Raw genomic sequence first — 16,942 nt, 5'->3', positions numbered from 1 at the left:
GTGATCAACCATACATTTCTGCTATGTTAAGTAAAGAAGATAAAAGTTGCGTCAACGCACATATCCTTAACATAGTGGTTGTCGTATTTTTTTTAATTAACGGACGATGCTAAATCGTCACCCCAAATCCCTCATTGTTTTCATCTATCAGAGCAATTAGTTTATCTCACTTAAATGAATTTGATAATCATTCTCATTTTTGATAGCTTGAAACATAGCAAAGGCTATATCTCAGAGGCAGATGATGACAAACAGTCGCGTTGACAACAGTGGTACCCGCACAGCGCGCAGATTACGCCTGGCGTTGATGGGGCCGGCTTTTATCGCTGCTATCGGGTATATCGATCCTGGTAACTTTGCTACCAACATTCAGGCCGGGGCCAGCTTTGGCTATAAATTGCTATGGGTAGTGGTGTGGGCGAACCTGATGGCGATGCTCATCCAAATTCTATCGGCAAAACTAGGGATTGCCACCGGCAAGAACCTCGCTGAACAAATTCGTGACCACTATCCGCGTCCGGTTGTGTGGCTGTACTGGATACAAGCCGAAATCATTGCCATGGCGACCGATCTGGCCGAATTCATCGGTGCTGCGATTGGTTTTAAATTAATCCTCGGTGTCTCATTGCTGCAAGGTGCGGTACTTACCGGTATTGCAACGTTCCTGATACTGATGTTGCAACGGCGCGGGCAAAAACCGCTCGAAAAAGTGATCGGTGGACTGCTGTTATTTGTGGCCGCGGCTTACATTGTTGAACTGATTTTCTCACAGCCTAAATTGGCTGAATTGGGCAAAGGGATGTTGATCCCAAGCTTACCGACCAGCGAAGCGGTATTTTTAGCCGCCGGGGTGCTGGGTGCGACTATTATGCCGCACGTTATCTATCTTCACTCATCGCTGACCCAGCATATGCACGAAGGCAATCGCGCCGAGCGTTACAGCGCGACAAAATGGGATGTGGGTATCGCAATGACGATTGCCGGATTTGTTAATCTGGCGATGATGGCAACGGCCGCCGCTGCGTTTCACTTCTCTGGCCATACAGGTGTTGCCGATCTCGAAAAGGCATATCTCACGCTTGAGCCACTTTTGAGCCATTCTGCGGCGACTATCTTCGGATTGAGCTTGGTTGCGGCGGGATTGTCATCAACTGTTGTCGGCACGCTGGCAGGGCAGGTCGTGATGCAAGGGTTCGTGCGCTTTTATATACCGCTGTGGGTTCGCCGCTCAGTCACCATGGCACCTTCTTTTATTGTCATCCTGATGGGGCTTGACCCAACGCGCGTTCTTGTTATGAGCCAGGTTCTGCTCAGTTTCGGTATCGCACTGGCTCTGGTGCCACTGCTGATTTTCACCAGCAATGAAAAATTGATGGGGGATTTAGTCAATACCCGGCTGGTAAAACAAGTGGGGTGGGTGATTGTAGCTGTAGTGGTGGCGCTTAACCTGTGGCTGCTAGTTGGTACGGCTTTGGGGTTGTAGATTTATAGCGCTCTGCGGCCACAGTCTTGTGGTCGCGGGTTACATCTTTATAAGTTCATTCATGCATTTGCGTTTATTTATATCCCTTCCCCTGGTGAGTTAGCAGAATATATGCCTGCTAACTCGAACCATAAACATTCCCTGAATCGCAAATGCGATTGCCAATACACCGACAATCATAAAATTGTGATGCCCTAACGCAATAGCACCTAAGAAAATGTCAATAATCGTATTGAGCAATAATATTCCAAAAAGCGGAATGCTCAGCAGTTTTCGATTCGCTATCGAGGTCCACATTATTTATAAATCACCCTGTGTATATTGGTGCGAACACAGGCAATCATACCTATTAAGACTCTGTTGATTAGTTACTACTTTCAGAACAAATGGGTGTGATTTGTTGAACAATCAGCTCTATCCATCCCACATTATGTTATGTATGATTTATGCTGACGTTTAGAAATATCAGGGTTTTGTCATGTTCAAGCACTTTAATCATATGGCTCTTTTTGCCGCGCTGGTAAAAAACGGCAATTTTACAAGAACCGCTGAAGAATTGAATATGACGAAATCTCGCGTCAGCCAGCAAATAAGTGAACTCGAAGAATATCTTGGTTTGCGTTTGCTCAATCGAACAACGCGAAAGATCTCGCTGACATATGCAGGTGAAAGTTATTTGCGATACTGTCAGGAAGTGATAGATGTTGCATTCAGAGCTGATGAGCTCATTCAGTTATTACGTGAAAGCCCAAATGGGAAATTAAGAATAATAGCGCCTCCGGGGTTCATGTACAGTGCCTTACCTGCACCTCACCATGAGTTTTTGAAAGCAAATCCTCAGGTTGAACTTGAACTGGTTACGGCTGACTCATTCTTTGGTTCGGTTAACGATACTTTTGATGTCGCTTACAGAATAGGTAAGCCTTCCGATGACTCTTTCATTGGGCGTTTCCTGGGAACCTTTAATCGATTTATTGTTGCGACGCCGGAGTATGCAGAAAAGCATAATGTCAGTTCACCTGATGAATTGCTTACATGTGATTTAATTACTCATAAAACATGGAAAAGCGTCACTCTTTCTCAAGAAGCTAGCAGCTATAAATTGGTCATGAATTCTCGGCATACCAGCGATAATCTGACTTATATATTGCAACAAGCTTTACAAGGTACAGGGATGGCAATTTTGCCCGAGTACATTGTGGATCCCTATCTAAAAAATGGTCAGCTTAAAATTGCTCTTCCCGACTGGAGTGTGCAGAAAATAGAATTGTGGATGATTTATCCCAGTAATAAAAATAACACTTTGACATTGCGTAATTACATTGATTTTATTCTTCATAGTGATGCCATCAAAGCACTGAGCAAAAATGGAAATACTGACTAGTTAATTCATCATTCATTACTTTTCTGTTTTTTATTATCTATATTTAATCTCAATTTTAAGTGGGAGAGATTTTTGTATGCCGCAATACCTATCTTTAAAAGAGTACGCTTCTGATATTCATAGTAAAAAAACAAGTATGGATAGTTTATGGAATAACTACACATTGGTTTTGCTAAAGAATATTACATTAACTGAACGTTTATACCATCACCAGGTAGCAATTTGCCAAAGTAATAATTTGTCTATAAAGCTTTTTGGTTCAATGCAGCTAAACATTATCCGCACCGGTTTTTTAGGCCCTATTATGATTAGCTATCATCCTCTTATACAAGGAGAGAGCATTATAGACATACCCTCTTCATATATTAATCAACAGGGCCTCCTTGACGGAGTGATACCTCTTTCTGATAAAAAACAGGTTTTTGAGCATTACTTACATAAATTGGTTCCCGTTTATGCACATATGGCAAATTTATGTGTAAAGGATAAAGAATGATAGTCAGGCCTGAGCAACACTGGTTTAGAAGATTGTTCTCATGGAGAGGGTCTATTATGAGGAAGATTTCTCGCCAGTTGCTCTTTTTCGCTATGTTGAATATGGCTTATCTATTTCTACTCCCGCTTTTGCATTTGCATGGTATTGAAGCAAAAGAAAATCCAATTGGTTTTATTGGGATATCCATTTCGATATTTCTTGGCTTCCGTAACAATGCAGCGTGGCTCCGCTATTCTGAGGCCAGAAAGCTTTGGGGAGACTTGTTGATTACCACTCGATCTTTAATGCGGGAAATAAAAAGCACAACAGAAGCTAGTCAGGATGAGATGAAAGTCGTGCTCAATTTTATCGTATGTTATTGCAACATATTAAAATCGATGCTGCGGCATGAAAAAATGCCTGTGGAGGTCACATCGCAAGCCCCATTTATGCTTGAGAGGCTAAATGTTGCCACTCCATGTAATGCTTTGCTTCAGGAGATTGGCAAATGGCTTTTTCGCTATAAGCGAAATTCCCTGGATTACCAGAACTTTAATCATTACCTCAATAATATCAGTACCATTCAGGGTGGGTGTGAACGTATCAGTAATACGCCAATTCCGTTTGCATATTCTTTAATTTTACATCGCACTATTTATATCTATTGTGCGATTTATCCATTGCTGATCATCGACAGCTTTGGGTTTCTTTCTCTGTTGTTTTCATTATTTACCACATATGCATTGCTTGCGCTTGATGCGATTGCTACTGAGCTTGAGGATCCCTTTGGTCGTGAAGATAATGATTTACCCTTGAATGCTATCTGCAACACCATTGAAATTGATTTACGGGAAATGATCCATGATGGGAGGCTTCCTGGAAAAATCACCCCGGATAAGAACTATCGATTGCTGTAATAAAAATGGGAGCCTTAGCTCCCATTTTTAAATCATTAGCCTCAATGGCGATGACCACCGCCGTGCCCACGTCCGTGATCACCACGGCCTCGACCACGATGATCGTCACGATCGTTCCAGCCCGCGCGATAACCTTTCTCAAAGCTGCTACGGCCACGGTCTTTATACCAGCCACGATGGTAGCCGTTATCATGGCGGTGCCAGCCACGGTCACGCCATTCATAATTACGATGCCAGTAATCACGGTCGCGCCAGCCGCCGCCATCCCAGTAATTACCGCGATAATCCTGATCGCCAATTTGAAGCTTAACTGACGGCAGCAGGGTGATTTCGCCCGCATTCGCCATCATTGGTGCAGATGCCAGTAATGCAATCGCAAGAATCAGTGTCCTGAACATACTCTCTCCCCTTACACGGTAACCGCCAGAGCGGCTTGTTAGCGGTATAGTAAGTTGTGGTAACTAAGTGTTTCATCGCCACAACTCCTAATTCGCAGAAGAGAGCACTTTTTGCTAATTTAGTTCGTAATTAAACCAGTTGGTGATAGCGATTACACTAAAATAGCTTCAATTTCTGCCAGTTCTTCTGCCGTAAAGTGGCGATTGGCTAACATGCCGACTGCATCATCAATCTGGCTGGTTTTACTGGCGCCAATCAGCACTGATGTAACTTTGTCACCACGCAGCACCCATGCCAATGCCATTTGGGAAAGTTTCTGCCCGCGACGTTGCGCTATGGCATTCAATTTACGAACTTTTTGCAGTTTTTCCTCTGTGAGCTGTTCAGCATTAAGGAACTTGCTGCCGCTTGCTGCACGGGAATCAGCAGGAATACCATCAAGATAGCGATCGGTTAGTTGGCCGCCAGCCAGTGGTGAAAAGGCAATGCTACCTACGCCTTTTTCTTGCAGAACGTCCAGTAAACCGCCTTCAACCCAACGCTCAAACATCGAGTAACGTGGCTGGTGGATAAGGCATGGAGTACCAAGGTCATTCAAAATATCAATGGCTTGAGCGGCGAGTTCGGCTGGGTAATTTGAGACGCCAACGTACAGTGCTTTACCTTGACGGACCACGGTATCCAGTGCGCGCATAGTTTCTTCAAGGGGTGTTTCTGGATCCGGGCGATGGTGATAGAAGATGTCAACATACTCCAATCCCATACGCTTCAGGCTTTGATCAAGGCTTGAAATTAAATACTTACGCGATCCCCAATCACCATACGGCCCATCCCACATGGTGTAACCCGCTTTGGACGAAATAATCAGCTCATCACGATATGGAAGGAAATCTTCACGCAGGATACGGCCAAAGTTTTCTTCGGCAGAGCCCGGAGGTGGCCCATAATTATTGGCCAGATCCAGATGGGTAATCCCGGAATCAAATGCGCGGTGCAACAACTGACGGCTGTTGTCCAGTAACGTGCTGTCGCCAAAATTGTGCCATAAACCCAGAGAAATGGCGGGTAGTTTGAGTCCGCTACGCCCACAACGACGATATTCCATTGATTCATAACGCGCAGGATTTGCCTGATAGACCATATTAGTTTCCCGGTAAGTGAATAATGCCCAACTTAGTGTATACGTTTTCACAACATTTCGGGCTTCAGACTACACCGCAGTTACGTGTAAATCCCTCTTTCCACACCCTTATTCTCATTGATCCTCGACAGCGATCACATATGCCCAATACTCACAGTAAGCCCTCTGAGAAGGAATCAGTTATGTCTTACACTGTCGCAGACTATCTTCTGGACCGATTCACCGAGGCTGGAATTACCCATCTGTTTGGTGTTCCCGGTGACTACAACTTACAGTTTCTGGACAATGTGATTAATAACCCGACCCTTGCCTGGGTGGGGTGTGCCAACGAGCTGAATGCTGCATATGCTGCTGATGGTTATGCTCGCTGTAATGGAGCGGCTGCGGTGCTCACTACCTTTGGGGTTGGAGAGCTCAGTGCCATTAATGGCATCGCTGGGAGTTACGCTGAATATTTACCGGTTATCCATGTAGTCGGCGCACCATGCCTTGGGGCGCAACAGCGCGGCGAGTTAATGCACCACACATTAGGCGACGGTGATTTCCGGCACTTTGCGCGAATGGCACAGGAAGTAACAGTAGCCCAAGCTTCCCTCACTGTAGAAAATGCCTGTTATGAAATCGACCGCGTTTTGCTACAAGCTTTGACCCAACGCCGTCCCGGTTATTTGTTATTACCTGGCGACGTCTCTCAGGCCCCAGCTACTCGCCCAACAAAACCGTTACTTACTTCGCAACAGTCAACCGATCCCGCCTTACTGGCGGAATTTCGTGCCTGTGTACAAGAACGCCTGGCTGAAAGCCGCAGTGTGGCCTTATTGGCGGATTTTCTGGCGTTACGTTTTGGACAGCAAAAAGCGTTGCAACAGTGGATGGATGACACTCCGATGCCTCATGCAACGTTGCTAATGGGCAAAGGGTTATTTGATGAAGGTCAGCAGGGGTTTGTAGGCACTTACAGCGCCGCTGCCAGCGATGCAACGGTGATACAGGCGATTGAAATGGCCGAACTGGTTATCTGCGTGGGTGTTAAGTTTACCGATACGCTTACCGCAGGGTTCACGCAGCATCTTACTCTTCAGCAGACTATCGACATTCAACCGAATGCTACCCGAATCGGAGAACGCTGGTTCAGCGGTATTGCAATGGCGCAAGCCGTGTCGGTCTTGCATCAGTTGTGCAAACACCAGGTTTCCGGCTGGCCCGTGTCAGAGCAAAAGCCGCCAGCACTGCCCGAAGCGACTAGCGGAAAACTAGACCAGCATGCGTTCTGGCAATCCATTCAAAAATTCCTACGCCCGGGAGATATAGTTCTGGCAGACCAGGGAACCGCCGCTTTTGGCGCGGCGACACTGACCCTACCCGCCGGGGTGACTTTTATCAGCCAGCCGTTGTGGGGTTCGATAGGTTTTACCCTCCCGGCCGCGTTTGGGGCGCAAACCGCTTGCCCCAATCGTCGCGTGGTATTGCTGGTGGGGGATGGGTCGGCGCAGCTTACGATTCAGGAGATTGGCTCGATGATGCGCGATGGGCAACGCCCGGTGATCTTCTTGCTCAACAATGACGGTTACACCGTTGAGCGAGCCATTCATGGCGCCGAGCAGCGCTATAACGACATCGCATCCTGGAACTGGACGCAAATTCCGCAGGCGATGAATCTTCACAACCCTGCGCAATGCTGGCGAGTGACTGAGCAGGTCCAGCTTGAAGAAGTAATGCAGAAAGCGGCGTTGGCAGAACGACTTACGCTTGTGGAAGTCGTTCTACCGAAACAAGATATTCCCGAACTATTGCAGGCGGTTACGGCAGCGCTTGCTAAGCGCAATGCCGCTAAGGATTAAACCTTAGGCTTCTCCGCCATCATTACCGGTTTACCTGCAAGCATCAGCCAGGCTGGCAGCATCACGATGCACAGCAATGGGAGTAGTTTGATGTCGGGCACCACGGCCATTGCCATAAACAGGCTGAGCCAACCATCACGAGTAACGACTAACACCAGGCCAAGGATGGCGCAAGATAGCGTAATGGCAGCCGGAACTGCTTCAACATGCTGGTGGAGCATCATCCCAAGTGCGACCGCAACGAAAACCACTGGGAATATGCGTCCACCACGGAATCCACATGCAGAAGCAATCACCAATGCCGCCAGTTTTACCACCGCAAACATAAGCATTGTTGCAACAGAGTAATGCTGCCCAGCGGTGAGCTGGCGCATTTCATCTAAGCCCTTGAATAGCGTGATTTCGCCGCCAATCAGCCCTAACACGCCTAACAGGAAGCCACCAACACCAAGAATTAACACGGGATGTTTTAACTGGTGCATTAAACGATGCATACGTGGAAGACACCAGACGGCAACCATGCCCAATGCAATAGCGATAGCTGCCACTACGGCGCCACTGAAAATATCAACCAGGCGCAGTTCGGTATATTGCAAAGAAGGCAAAGAGAAATCAGGGTGGAAGAACAAGTCTGTGGTCATTGCTCCGGCTGCTGCTGCCATAAGTGGTGCAAAAAGTCGGTCCCACAAGGGGACATCATTGCTGCCGTTGAGGGTCTGGGAAAATACCAACGCAGCTGCCACCGGCGTGCCGAACAATGCGCCAATGGTTCCGGCTGCGGCAAGAATCGTCCAGTCGAGCGCCCCGACTTTTGGCAACAAGCGTGCGCCAATAGCCACAGCCAGCGCGATATTTACCGCCATAATAGGATGTTCAGGCCCGAGGCTTACACCACCAGCAAGCCCTAGCACTAGCGCAATAATCAAACCCGGCAACGCCATTACGTTGACTGGCGCACCAATCAACGGTTCGGTGGCAGGATCAGGGCCTGCATGGCCAGGCATATAGCGAACCACCAACCCAACCGCAATCCCGGTGAAGGTCAGCATCAATAAAATCCACATCGGGGAATTCATGTCGAGATCGAATCGGGCGGGCAGTGACACCCATAAATATTTTTGTAAGACAGCGGCAACTTTCATCACCACAATTAATACCAGGCTGGAACAGATCCCAATGACCAGTGCCGGAATGGAAAGAACCAGCATGGTTCTGGCTCGCGGATGGAGCATGATTTTTCCTTAACTAAAATTTTTTTAACGCAAAATCGTCACGGCATACAGTCTGCCAGATAACACATCTTGCCTTTCAGCAATAAGGGCTGAAACGCTCAAGCTAATCTGTGACGAAGATCTATAATCCCAAGGCACTTCTCATCTGGTCGTTGTTGTTTAGGCTAGCTAATTTTACAGTGTGGCGAGGACTTATTTTGACTTTAGCGGAGCAGTGGAAGAATGACAAAATATGCTTTGGTAGGAGATGTAGGCGGTACCAATGCACGTCTGGCACTGTGCAACGTAGAAAATGGCGACATCACTCAGGCGAAAACCTATTCGGGCCTCGATTTTCCAAGTCTTGAAGCGGTTGTGGTGCATTATCTCAAAGAGCACAGTGTTAGTGTGACTGACGGTTGTATCGCAATTGCTTGTCCGATTACCGGCGACTGGGTGGCGATGACCAACCATACCTGGGCATTCTCTACCGCTGAGATGAAAAAGAATCTTGGCTTTGAACATCTGGAAATCATTAACGACTTCACTGCTGTTTCGATGGCTATTCCGATGATCAAAGATGAGCACCTGATTAAGTTTGGTGGCGGTGAGCCAATCGAAGGCAAACCTGTTGCGGTATATGGTGCAGGTACCGGGCTTGGTGTGGCTCATCTCGTTCACGTTGATAAACGCTGGATTAGCCTACCGGGTGAGGGCGGTCATGTAGATTTTGCGCCAAACAGTGAAGAAGAGGGGATTATCCTCGAGGAACTGCGCACCGAAATCGGCCACGTTTCTGCTGAACGTGTGCTGTCAGGACCAGGTTTGGTGAATCTGTACCGCGCTATTGTTAAATCAGATGGTCGCGAACCGCAGGGCTATAAACCGAAAGATATTACTGAACGAGCGCTGGAAGATAGCTGCACCGACTGTCGTCGTGCGCTGTCTTTGTTCTGTGTGATCCTGGGGCGTTTTGGTGGCAACCTGGCTCTGACGCTGGGAACGTTTGGTGGTGTTTACATCGCAGGTGGGATTGTGCCGCGTTTCCTGGAATTCTTTAAAGCATCCGGTTTCCGTGGTGGTTTTGAAGACAAAGGGCGTTTTAAAGAGTACGTGCAAAGCATCCCCGTGTATCTGATTGTTCACGATAAGCCGGGGTTGCTGGGCGCTGGCGCACATCTGCGTCAAACGCTGGGACAAGTGCTTTAATCTCTTCGGGCGCAAATTCTTGCGCCCGTCTTACAAGCGCATCAACGCACGAAACTCTTTTACCTTGCTGCGACTCACCGGCACCTGAAAATCCAAATCCCGCAGGCGTAAAATATAAGTATTGTTAAACCAAGGCTCTATCTCGCGGATTTTACTCAGGTTTACGCAATATGAACGGTGGCAGCGGAAGAAGTGGCTTTCAGGCAACCTGTGGCAAAACTCGGTGATATTCATCGACATCACATAGGCTTCACGTCGCGTATAAACAAACGTCATTTTCTCGTGCGCTTCGGCGTAATAAATATCGTTGATATCGGTAACGATAATTCGTTCATCTTTAACCAGGTTAATGGTCAGCGCTTCACGGCTAGTAGTGCCGGATGTTGCGGGGGCATTATGTTGCTGGTAAGCCGCTTCCAGTTTTTGCAGCATGCCGATAATGCGCGATTCCTGGTAAGGCTTCAGAATGTAGTCGAACGCTTCCAGTTCAAACGCTTCTACCGCATGTTCTTTCCAGGCAGTGATAAACACAATAAATGGCTTGTGAGCAAATTTACTGATGTTTTGCGCCAATAACACGCCATCTAAAGAAGGGATGTTTATATCTAAAAAAATAGCGTCAACTTCATGATGTTGCAGGTATTTCAGTACATCCATACCATCGTCAAATGTACCAACCACTTCCATCTGACTATGTTCTTTTATCAGCCAGTTAAGCTCCTGCTGCGCCAGCACTTCATCTTCTACGATGAGAACTTTCATGCGTTTCCTCCTTGCTGCGACAATAACGGCGGAACGACAGTAGCGGCGTGAGGAATGTAAAACGCGATTTCCGTACCCGGCTCAAGACGGCGGATAACCAACCCCTCGCCATAGAGTAATTTTACGCGATGGTGCACATTTAACAGACCAATTTTATTGCCTGGCATCTCGTTGGCCTCTACACGTTCAATAACTTGCGGATCGATACCATGCCCGGTGTCACGTACCGCAATGCGCACCCGATTCCCGCTCTCTTCCACACTGATGGTGACAACACCTTTGCCTTTACATTGCTGAACGCCATGAACTATCGCGTTCTCAACCAGTGGCTGAATCAGCAGGCTTGGAATCAGGCAGTTAACCTCTTCATCAATGTTATAAATAACCGTTAGCTTATCGCCAAAACGCGCCTGCTCAATGGCGATGTAATCCTTAATTTGATACAGCTCTTTTTTAATGTCGATCTGCTCATCATCTTTTAATTCAATGTTGTAACGCAGATAGCGCGACAGGTTATAGATAAGCTGGCGGGCGGTATCTGGATTCATACGAATAGAGGATGAAATCGCATTTAGTGCGTTGAACAGAAAATGAGGGTTAATTTTGCTTTGCAGAGCGCGTAACTCAGCTTTATTTGCCATTTCACGTAGCTGCTCGGCGCGAGAAACTTCCAGTTGAGTGGAGATAATCTGCGAAAGCCCGACCGCCATTTCTTGTAATGTGGAAGTGATCTGGTGCGCATGACGGTAATAGATTTTAAGCGTGCCGGTGACGACACCTTTTTCCCATAACGGAATAATTATTAGCGAGTGAATTTCCGGTGTGCGATAAGCCTCATCATCATTACGAATAATGATTTTCCCTTCTCGAATCGCGAGCTGCGTTCTTGGGCTGATACCGTCGTCGTTTTGCTTATAATTGTCTTCGCCAAAGCCGACGTAAGCCAGCACTTTGTCGACATCGGTAATAGCTACGGCATCGGCATTAATATCGTCGCGAATAATATTGCAAACCTGGCGCAGCGATTCGCTGTTGACGTTACGAAATAAAGGTAGCGTTTTGTTGGCGATGTCCAGCGCCAACTTGGCCTGGCGAGCGGCACTCGCTTCTTTTTCGCTCTCAACGCTTTGCACCAGCACCACAATCAGGCCGATTGAAACGGTGCCGAGGATCATAGGAATACCGATTTTCGAGACGATATCGATTCCCAAATCCACCGACGGCGCCCACAGCACCACCAGAATCATGGTCATGGTTTCACATAACATCGCACCGAAAATACCGACCCGCCAGTGCTGCTCTTTCGGGACTTTGCGGTTGATTAACCCGGAGATAATCCCGGCAACAATACTGGTAATTAGGCAGGGGACGGCAGTAATCCCATCGACATCAATCAAATAGCGATGTAGCCCGGCGATAATCCCGGTAATGATACCCACCCAAGGGCCAAATAAAATCCCGCCCGCCATTACCGCGATAATACGCACGTTCACCAGCGAGCCTTCGACGTGTACACCAGACCAGGTGCTAAACAAGGCAAACATTGAGAAAATAGCGGTGACCGCTAGTAACTCTTTGGGCGTGTGGGCGTTTTTATGCAGCAGCTCGCGGAACAGACGGATGCGAATTAAAAAGAACAGGCAAATCAGCATCAGCGCCGCGCGGTCAAATACCGCCATCAGCATGTCAAAAGTTTCGTGCACGGTTAACTCGCGTGACTAAGAATGGAACGGCAATAATAAGGAAATTACTGAGTGGTTACCAGAAACGTGGGTTAATCCCCTCTCCCAGGGGAGAGGGTTAGGGTGAAGGGGTTACTTGCCGCCTAACTGCTCGCGTCCAGCCGCACTCAAATCTGCCGGAGTCGCACGCCCGTCAAAATCGATCTCAAAATCATCGGCCGCGAAATCTGGCGGTGATTTTCCTTCAACAAATGCTGACCACTGGCGCTCGAGGTATGCGGCGTTTTTCTCGCACCACGGAGCCGCAGCGATATACATCACGTTACTGTCGAATTCTCCAAGGTGTTCATTTTCAACGGCATGGATCACATCGCAGTGCCAGAACACGGTATCGCCTGCTTCCATATCCGGAATTGAGGAAATCCCTGTTAATAAAAGGGGATGCCACTGCTCGTTAATAGAAAGAGCGCGTCCCGGCTTCGCTTCGCACAGAGATTCTTCAGGCACATCGTCTTGCAAAGCGCGCAGTAAGATATAGGCCATCGCGTTCGCTACGGGCAGCAAAGTCAGCGTGCCACCGTGTTTGCGTTGCGGGCTAAGTGCCGTCCAACCCTGGAAAGTACGGAACATGGAGCACACTGCTGGGGATGGAAATTCACGTACTTCGGTTCGGCCTTCCGCAGCAAATGGATTGTAATTTTGCCAGTCACCTGCAAACACATGGCGGTAAACATGGCGGAAATTCTCATCCAGCCAGCGCTCAACGGAACCGCCATCGACATGTGGCGAGAGGCCCAAAGAGTTAGAGCGCGGCGGGCGGCGACGGGTACGGTCAGCGTAGCTCACCACACGATTCGGATCGAAGTGTTGCTTACCATTGCTTTCTGTTTCCCATAAATTATTCAGGAAAACCTGTACTGCTTTCATACGATCATGCTGGCGAGCTTCGACTTGTGGTTTAGACCAGTAAATACCGTAAATTTGCGGCTTACTGGCGGCAAGATTGCCGAAGTAGTTATCTTCTGCAGCATTCTTTAGTTTTTCGACAAAGTTATTCCGCTCCAGATAATTTCCTACTTCTTCATTCCAGGCTTGAGCCTGGGATTGTGGGAATACACCTTTTACAGTGCAGCAACCGCGCTGGCGAATCAGGGCTTTTTGTTGCTCACTGACACGATTGTTGACGATATCGTCGGCGTTGATTTGCGGCACTGGGTTTTCACCACGGGCCATCTCATCACGGATTGCGTCAATCTGGCGCTGCATATCGCCTTCGAGTTGTTCAAATACAGCTTTGTAGTCCGGCAATTCGTGGCGAAGCTTTTGTTTTATCTCACGGATTGCACGCGGTAAGTCATCAATTTGTAGGGTCATGGCAAAACTCCACGTCTATTAGAAATAGGTTATATGAATGTTGCGACATGGTTAATGTAATCGATGATTATCAAATAAAATAGGGATTGGCTTCAAATGAAACATCCTCTTTTATGCGTCGTAAAAATATTTCGCTTTCCCTCTCGACAGATGATTTTTATTCGGGCTATTTTCTAAGCAGGCCACATCGCGTGGCAGCGTCGCTCGGACGGTCCGGGCGCTAACGTTATTCAGAGGAATTTATGGCTGACTCCAGTCCAAAACGTCGTTTTTCGCGTATCGATCGTCTCCCTCCGTATGTATTCAACATCACCGCTGAGCTGAAAATGGCGGCGCGTCGTCGCGGCGAAGATATTATCGATTTCAGCATGGGCAATCCTGATGGCCCAACGCCGCCGCACATCGTTGAGAAACTTTGCACCGTCGCACAGCGTGAAGATACCCACGGTTACTCGACTTCCCGAGGCATACCGCGCTTACGCCGTGCGATTTCGCGCTGGTACAAAGACCGCTATGACGTCGAAATCGACCCTGAAAGCGAAGCGATTGTCACTATCGGCTCGAAAGAAGGGCTGGCGCACTTGATGCTGGCAACGCTCGATCATGGCGACATGGTGCTGGTGCCAAACCCAAGTTACCCCATTCATATTTACGGTGCGGTCATCGCCGGTGCGCAAGTTCGCTCGGTGCCGCTGGTGGAAGGCGTCGACTTCTTTGCCGAGCTGGAGCGAGCTATTCGCGAAAGCTATCCAAAACCGAAAATGATGATCCTCGGCTTCCCGTCGAACCCAACGGCACAGTGTGTTGAATTGGAATTTTTCGAAAAGGTTGTCGCTTTAGCAAAACGCTACGACGTGCTAGTGGTGCATGACCTGGCCTACGCCGATATCGTCTATGACGGCTGGAAAGCCCCGTCAATAATGGAAGTTCCAGGTGCACGGGATGTGGCCGTTGAATTTTTCACTCTGTCGAAAAGCTACAATATGGCGGGATGGCGCATTGGTTTTATGGTGGGCAATAAAGAGTTAGTCAACGCGCTTGCCCGGATCAAAAGCTACCATGACTACGGCACATTTACCCCGCTACAGGTTGCGGCAATTGCGGCGCTCGAAGGTGACCAGCAATGTGTACGTGATATCGCCGAGCAGTACAAACGCCGCCGCGATGTCTTAGTTAAGGGCTTGCATGAGGCTGGCTGGATGGTTGAGTGCCCAAAAGCGTCAATGTATGTGTGGGCGAAAATCCCTGAGCAGTACACGCAGATGGGTTCACTGGAGTTTGCTAAAAAGCTGCTTCAGGATGCTAAAGTGTGCGTTTCGCCAGGCGTTGGTTTTGGTGATTACGGCGACACGCATGTTCGTTTTGCTCTCATTGAAAACCGTGACCGCATTCGCCAGGCAGTTCGAGGCATTAAAGCGATGTTCCGTGCCGACGGCTTATTACCAACCACGCAGAAATCTTCTTCAGACTTAGCCGAATAAAAACGAAAACAGGAGCCTTATGGCTCCTGTCTCTCATTGTTTGATAGTTTGATATTCAGGTTATTCAACCATCATCACAAACGTACCCACCCACACTAACAAAATGAACGATAAGCCCATCATGAAATATTTCACGTTACATTGCTCCGCGCGTGTTTCCGCGCAATCTTGCTAAAAATTCAGTATAGAAAGATGAAACCGCAGTTCGGGTGTTTTGGGATTTACTTCACTCGATATAGCCGTTTCATATTGCATTTTGATGGCGATTCATCGATTCGCCGGCGCTAATGTACTCCCCCTATCAGGTTAAATACAAGCGTCAACAAACGGCTAAGACATTCATTTTTTAAACTTTACATTCCACATAAATAAGTGGTTATAAAGTCAACTAAATTCAATTGGTTATGCGAGTTGCTGTCTGGCGGGAATGAGATGAAGAACAGGCTCTTTCAAGCCTGTGTTAGCGATGATTATCAGACTTATTTTACTGCGTCGTGGGCATTTTCCATTGCCTGTTTCATCGCTGCGTTATTAATGGAGTTTTGTCGGTTCTGCTCTGAAAGATAACAGGTATCTTTACTGATCCCCTGAGCCTGGCAATCTGCCATACGCTGAGCAGGAGAACTACAACCAGCCAGTGCTGCGGCCATAACCAACATCAACATTACTTTTTTCATTGCTGTTTAACCCAAAATTGAGAAGAAGCCGCCGAAGCGAAACGCCATAATCTGGCGCGAGCATAATCCATCATTTTTAATATGGGTAAACTAAGAAAAAGCCTAATCATTGATGTGAGTGATGATTCATGGTGAAAGTATTTGATTATTAATCAATGGGTAGATTACCCACTCCAGATTTCAGCAGTGCGGCAATATGACGCGAAAGCCGTTCAGCACTCAGGCTGGTATCGCCTTTACGAATTTCCTGTTGTAAGCGGGCAACCGGCATTAGCGTTAAACCGAACAGAGAAATGAACAGAAACTCTGGGTCGAGATCGGGGTTTAAGCGGCCTTCATCCTGCCATTTGTGAATCCAGTTCACCGCTGACTGTTTCTCTTTTGAGCCAAAACGGGCATCAATTCGTTGTTTCAGTAACCCGGTTTCACTCAATACTTCTCTTATCCAAAGCGGCGCAAACCACGGGTACAGCAACGAGACATCAATGAATTTCTGCGTCAACGCGGTCAGCGCACCCACCGGGTCGTTTGGGTGTAGCTCAAAAGCGCCACCCATCGATGCCCGCGCTGGCATATAACGTTCATCAATTAATACATCCAGCAATTGTTCGCGGGTCTTGAAATAGTAATGCAGCATAGCAGGTGTCACACCCGCAGCCGCGGCAATGGCGCTCAGTGGAGTTTGTGCAATCCCCTGATTTGAAAATAGCTTCAGCGCGATATCAATCAAATACTCACGCTTATCGGTGTTCTTACTGGTACCCGCTGGGCGGCCAGGGCGGCGACGTTTTTGGCCATTATCAATATTATTTTCGGATTTATCATGGCCGTTTTCAGGTGACATTTTGTGCGCACTCCATTGACCGTGTGAAACTAATCCATCTATATTAATTACCCAGTTAATTA

General features: G+C 47.7%; 16 protein-coding genes and 1 pseudogene. 8 read left to right on the top strand and 9 right to left on the bottom strand.

Features of this window, described 5'->3' with window-relative positions; translation table 11 throughout:
* The first annotated feature begins 174 nt into the window (after positions 1-174).
* The 5 genes from GC128_RS23380 (at position 175) to GC128_RS16210 (ending at position 4,259) form a co-directional block, all read left to right on the top strand.
* Complete coding sequence (locus tag GC128_RS23380; RefSeq protein ID WP_420535613.1) at positions 175-264, top strand: hypothetical protein; 90 nt, start codon at positions 175-177, stop codon at positions 262-264.
* Complete coding sequence (locus GC128_RS16225; protein ID WP_151995193.1) at positions 245-1,483, top strand: Nramp family divalent metal transporter; 1,239 nt, start codon at positions 245-247, stop codon at positions 1,481-1,483. Before GC128_RS23380 ends, GC128_RS16225 begins: the two co-directional genes overlap by 20 nt.
* Positions 1,484-1,961: 478 nt before the next feature.
* Positions 1,962-2,867: a LysR family transcriptional regulator gene (locus tag GC128_RS16220; RefSeq protein WP_151995192.1), complete on the top strand. Its 906-nt coding sequence runs from the start codon at positions 1,962-1,964 to the stop codon at positions 2,865-2,867.
* A gap of 76 nt (positions 2,868-2,943) precedes the next feature.
* The gene (locus GC128_RS16215; RefSeq protein WP_151995191.1) at positions 2,944-3,363 is read left to right on the top strand and encodes a hypothetical protein; all 420 of its coding nucleotides are present in this window, start codon (positions 2,944-2,946) and stop codon (positions 3,361-3,363) included.
* A gap of 56 nt (positions 3,364-3,419) precedes the next feature.
* Entirely contained in the window at positions 3,420-4,259 is an 840-nt protein-coding gene (locus tag GC128_RS16210; protein WP_232865913.1) for a bestrophin family protein, read from the top strand.
* A gap of 41 nt (positions 4,260-4,300) precedes the next feature.
* On the opposite strand, the gene GC128_RS16205 is transcribed toward GC128_RS16210, so the two are convergent.
* Positions 4,301-4,657, bottom strand: a complete 357-nt coding sequence (locus GC128_RS16205) for a DUF2502 domain-containing protein (RefSeq protein WP_151995189.1) — start codon at positions 4,655-4,657, stop codon at positions 4,301-4,303.
* 152 nt (positions 4,658-4,809) lie between these two features.
* The gene (gene mgrA, locus GC128_RS16200) at positions 4,810-5,799 is read right to left on the bottom strand and encodes an L-glyceraldehyde 3-phosphate reductase (RefSeq protein ID WP_151995188.1); all 990 of its coding nucleotides are present in this window, start codon (positions 5,797-5,799) and stop codon (positions 4,810-4,812) included.
* Between the two features lie 182 nt (positions 5,800-5,981).
* Here mgrA and GC128_RS16195 point away from each other — a divergent pair, with 182 nt between their 5' ends.
* Complete coding sequence (locus GC128_RS16195) at positions 5,982-7,640, top strand: alpha-keto acid decarboxylase family protein (protein WP_151995187.1); 1,659 nt, start codon at positions 5,982-5,984, stop codon at positions 7,638-7,640.
* On the opposite strand, the gene GC128_RS16190 is transcribed toward GC128_RS16195, so the two are convergent.
* Positions 7,637-8,872: an ion channel protein gene (locus tag GC128_RS16190; RefSeq protein WP_151995186.1), complete on the bottom strand. Its 1,236-nt coding sequence runs from the start codon at positions 8,870-8,872 to the stop codon at positions 7,637-7,639. The genes GC128_RS16195 and GC128_RS16190 overlap by 4 nt on opposite strands.
* 222 nt (positions 8,873-9,094) lie before the next feature.
* Between GC128_RS16190 and glk the strand changes: the two genes are divergently transcribed.
* Positions 9,095-10,060, top strand: coding sequence for a glucokinase (gene glk / locus GC128_RS16185; protein WP_151995185.1), 966 nt, complete (start codon positions 9,095-9,097; stop codon positions 10,058-10,060).
* 30 nt (positions 10,061-10,090) lie between these two features.
* Here glk and GC128_RS16180 read toward each other — a convergent pair whose 3' ends face one another.
* The 3 genes from GC128_RS16180 to GC128_RS16170 all read right to left on the bottom strand — a co-directional run bounded on the left by GC128_RS16180 (position 10,091) and on the right by GC128_RS16170 (position 13,878).
* A complete protein-coding gene (locus GC128_RS16180; protein ID WP_151995184.1) occupies positions 10,091-10,822 on the bottom strand; it encodes a LytR/AlgR family response regulator transcription factor in 732 nt (243 codons plus the stop codon).
* Positions 10,819-12,525, bottom strand: a complete 1,707-nt coding sequence (locus GC128_RS16175; protein ID WP_151995183.1) for a sensor histidine kinase — start codon at positions 12,523-12,525, stop codon at positions 10,819-10,821. Before GC128_RS16175 ends, GC128_RS16180 begins: the two co-directional genes overlap by 4 nt.
* A 111-nt stretch (positions 12,526-12,636) precedes the next feature.
* On the bottom strand, positions 12,637-13,878 hold the full coding sequence (locus GC128_RS16170; protein WP_151995182.1) for a DUF1479 domain-containing protein: 1,242 nt from the start codon (positions 13,876-13,878) through the stop codon (positions 12,637-12,639).
* A gap of 242 nt (positions 13,879-14,120) precedes the next feature.
* Here GC128_RS16170 and alaC point away from each other — a divergent pair, with 242 nt between their 5' ends.
* Positions 14,121-15,359, top strand: coding sequence for an alanine transaminase (alaC, locus tag GC128_RS16165; RefSeq protein ID WP_151995181.1), 1,239 nt, complete (start codon positions 14,121-14,123; stop codon positions 15,357-15,359).
* 60 nt (positions 15,360-15,419) lie between these two features.
* Here the strand turns inward: alaC and ypdK are convergent, their stop codons facing one another.
* From ypdK to GC128_RS16150, 3 genes and pseudogenes are all read right to left on the bottom strand, one after another.
* Positions 15,420-15,494, bottom strand: a complete 75-nt coding sequence (ypdK, locus tag GC128_RS23305; RefSeq protein WP_115631778.1) for a membrane protein YpdK — start codon at positions 15,492-15,494, stop codon at positions 15,420-15,422.
* A gap of 362 nt (positions 15,495-15,856) precedes the next feature.
* Positions 15,857-16,036 (bottom strand): annotated as a pseudogene (locus tag GC128_RS16155) (hypothetical protein); the annotation flags it as partial.
* Positions 16,037-16,184: 148 nt separating this feature from the next.
* The gene (locus GC128_RS16150; protein ID WP_151995179.1) at positions 16,185-16,880 is read right to left on the bottom strand and encodes a TetR/AcrR family transcriptional regulator; all 696 of its coding nucleotides are present in this window, start codon (positions 16,878-16,880) and stop codon (positions 16,185-16,187) included.
* Between the last annotated feature and the right edge of the window lie 62 nt (positions 16,881-16,942).

It is taken from the genome of Buttiauxella massiliensis (assembly GCF_902500225.1).
Lineage (GTDB): Bacteria > Pseudomonadota > Gammaproteobacteria > Enterobacterales > Enterobacteriaceae > Buttiauxella > Buttiauxella massiliensis.
The sequence above is the reverse complement of the archived record's forward strand: the minus strand, read 5'-3'. Positions and strand labels throughout refer to the sequence as shown.

Excerpts from the sequence above, each read along its gene's own strand:
- GC128_RS16190 (WP_151995186.1), bottom strand. The coding sequence starts at position 8,872 with ATGCTCCATCCGCGAGCCAGAACCATGCTGGTTCTTTCCATTCCGGCA.
- alaC (WP_151995181.1), top strand. The coding sequence starts at position 14,121 with ATGGCTGACTCCAGTCCAAAACGTCGTTTTTCGCGTATCGATCGTCTC.
- GC128_RS16220 (WP_151995192.1), top strand. The coding sequence starts at position 1,962 with ATGTTCAAGCACTTTAATCATATGGCTCTTTTTGCCGCGCTGGTAAAA.
- GC128_RS16150 (WP_151995179.1), bottom strand. The coding sequence starts at position 16,880 with ATGTCACCTGAAAACGGCCATGATAAATCCGAAAATAATATTGATAAT.
- GC128_RS16210 (WP_232865913.1), top strand. The coding sequence starts at position 3,420 with ATGAGGAAGATTTCTCGCCAGTTGCTCTTTTTCGCTATGTTGAATATG.
- GC128_RS16170 (WP_151995182.1), bottom strand. The coding sequence starts at position 13,878 with ATGACCCTACAAATTGATGACTTACCGCGTGCAATCCGTGAGATAAAA.
- GC128_RS16225 (WP_151995193.1), top strand. The coding sequence starts at position 245 with ATGACAAACAGTCGCGTTGACAACAGTGGTACCCGCACAGCGCGCAGA.
- GC128_RS23380 (WP_420535613.1), top strand. The coding sequence starts at position 175 with ATGAATTTGATAATCATTCTCATTTTTGATAGCTTGAAACATAGCAAA.
- GC128_RS16195 (WP_151995187.1), top strand. The coding sequence starts at position 5,982 with ATGTCTTACACTGTCGCAGACTATCTTCTGGACCGATTCACCGAGGCT.
- glk (WP_151995185.1), top strand. The coding sequence starts at position 9,095 with ATGACAAAATATGCTTTGGTAGGAGATGTAGGCGGTACCAATGCACGT.
- mgrA (WP_151995188.1), bottom strand. The coding sequence starts at position 5,799 with ATGGTCTATCAGGCAAATCCTGCGCGTTATGAATCAATGGAATATCGT.
- GC128_RS16180 (WP_151995184.1), bottom strand. The coding sequence starts at position 10,822 with ATGAAAGTTCTCATCGTAGAAGATGAAGTGCTGGCGCAGCAGGAGCTT.
- GC128_RS16205 (WP_151995189.1), bottom strand. The coding sequence starts at position 4,657 with ATGTTCAGGACACTGATTCTTGCGATTGCATTACTGGCATCTGCACCA.
- GC128_RS16215 (WP_151995191.1), top strand. The coding sequence starts at position 2,944 with ATGCCGCAATACCTATCTTTAAAAGAGTACGCTTCTGATATTCATAGT.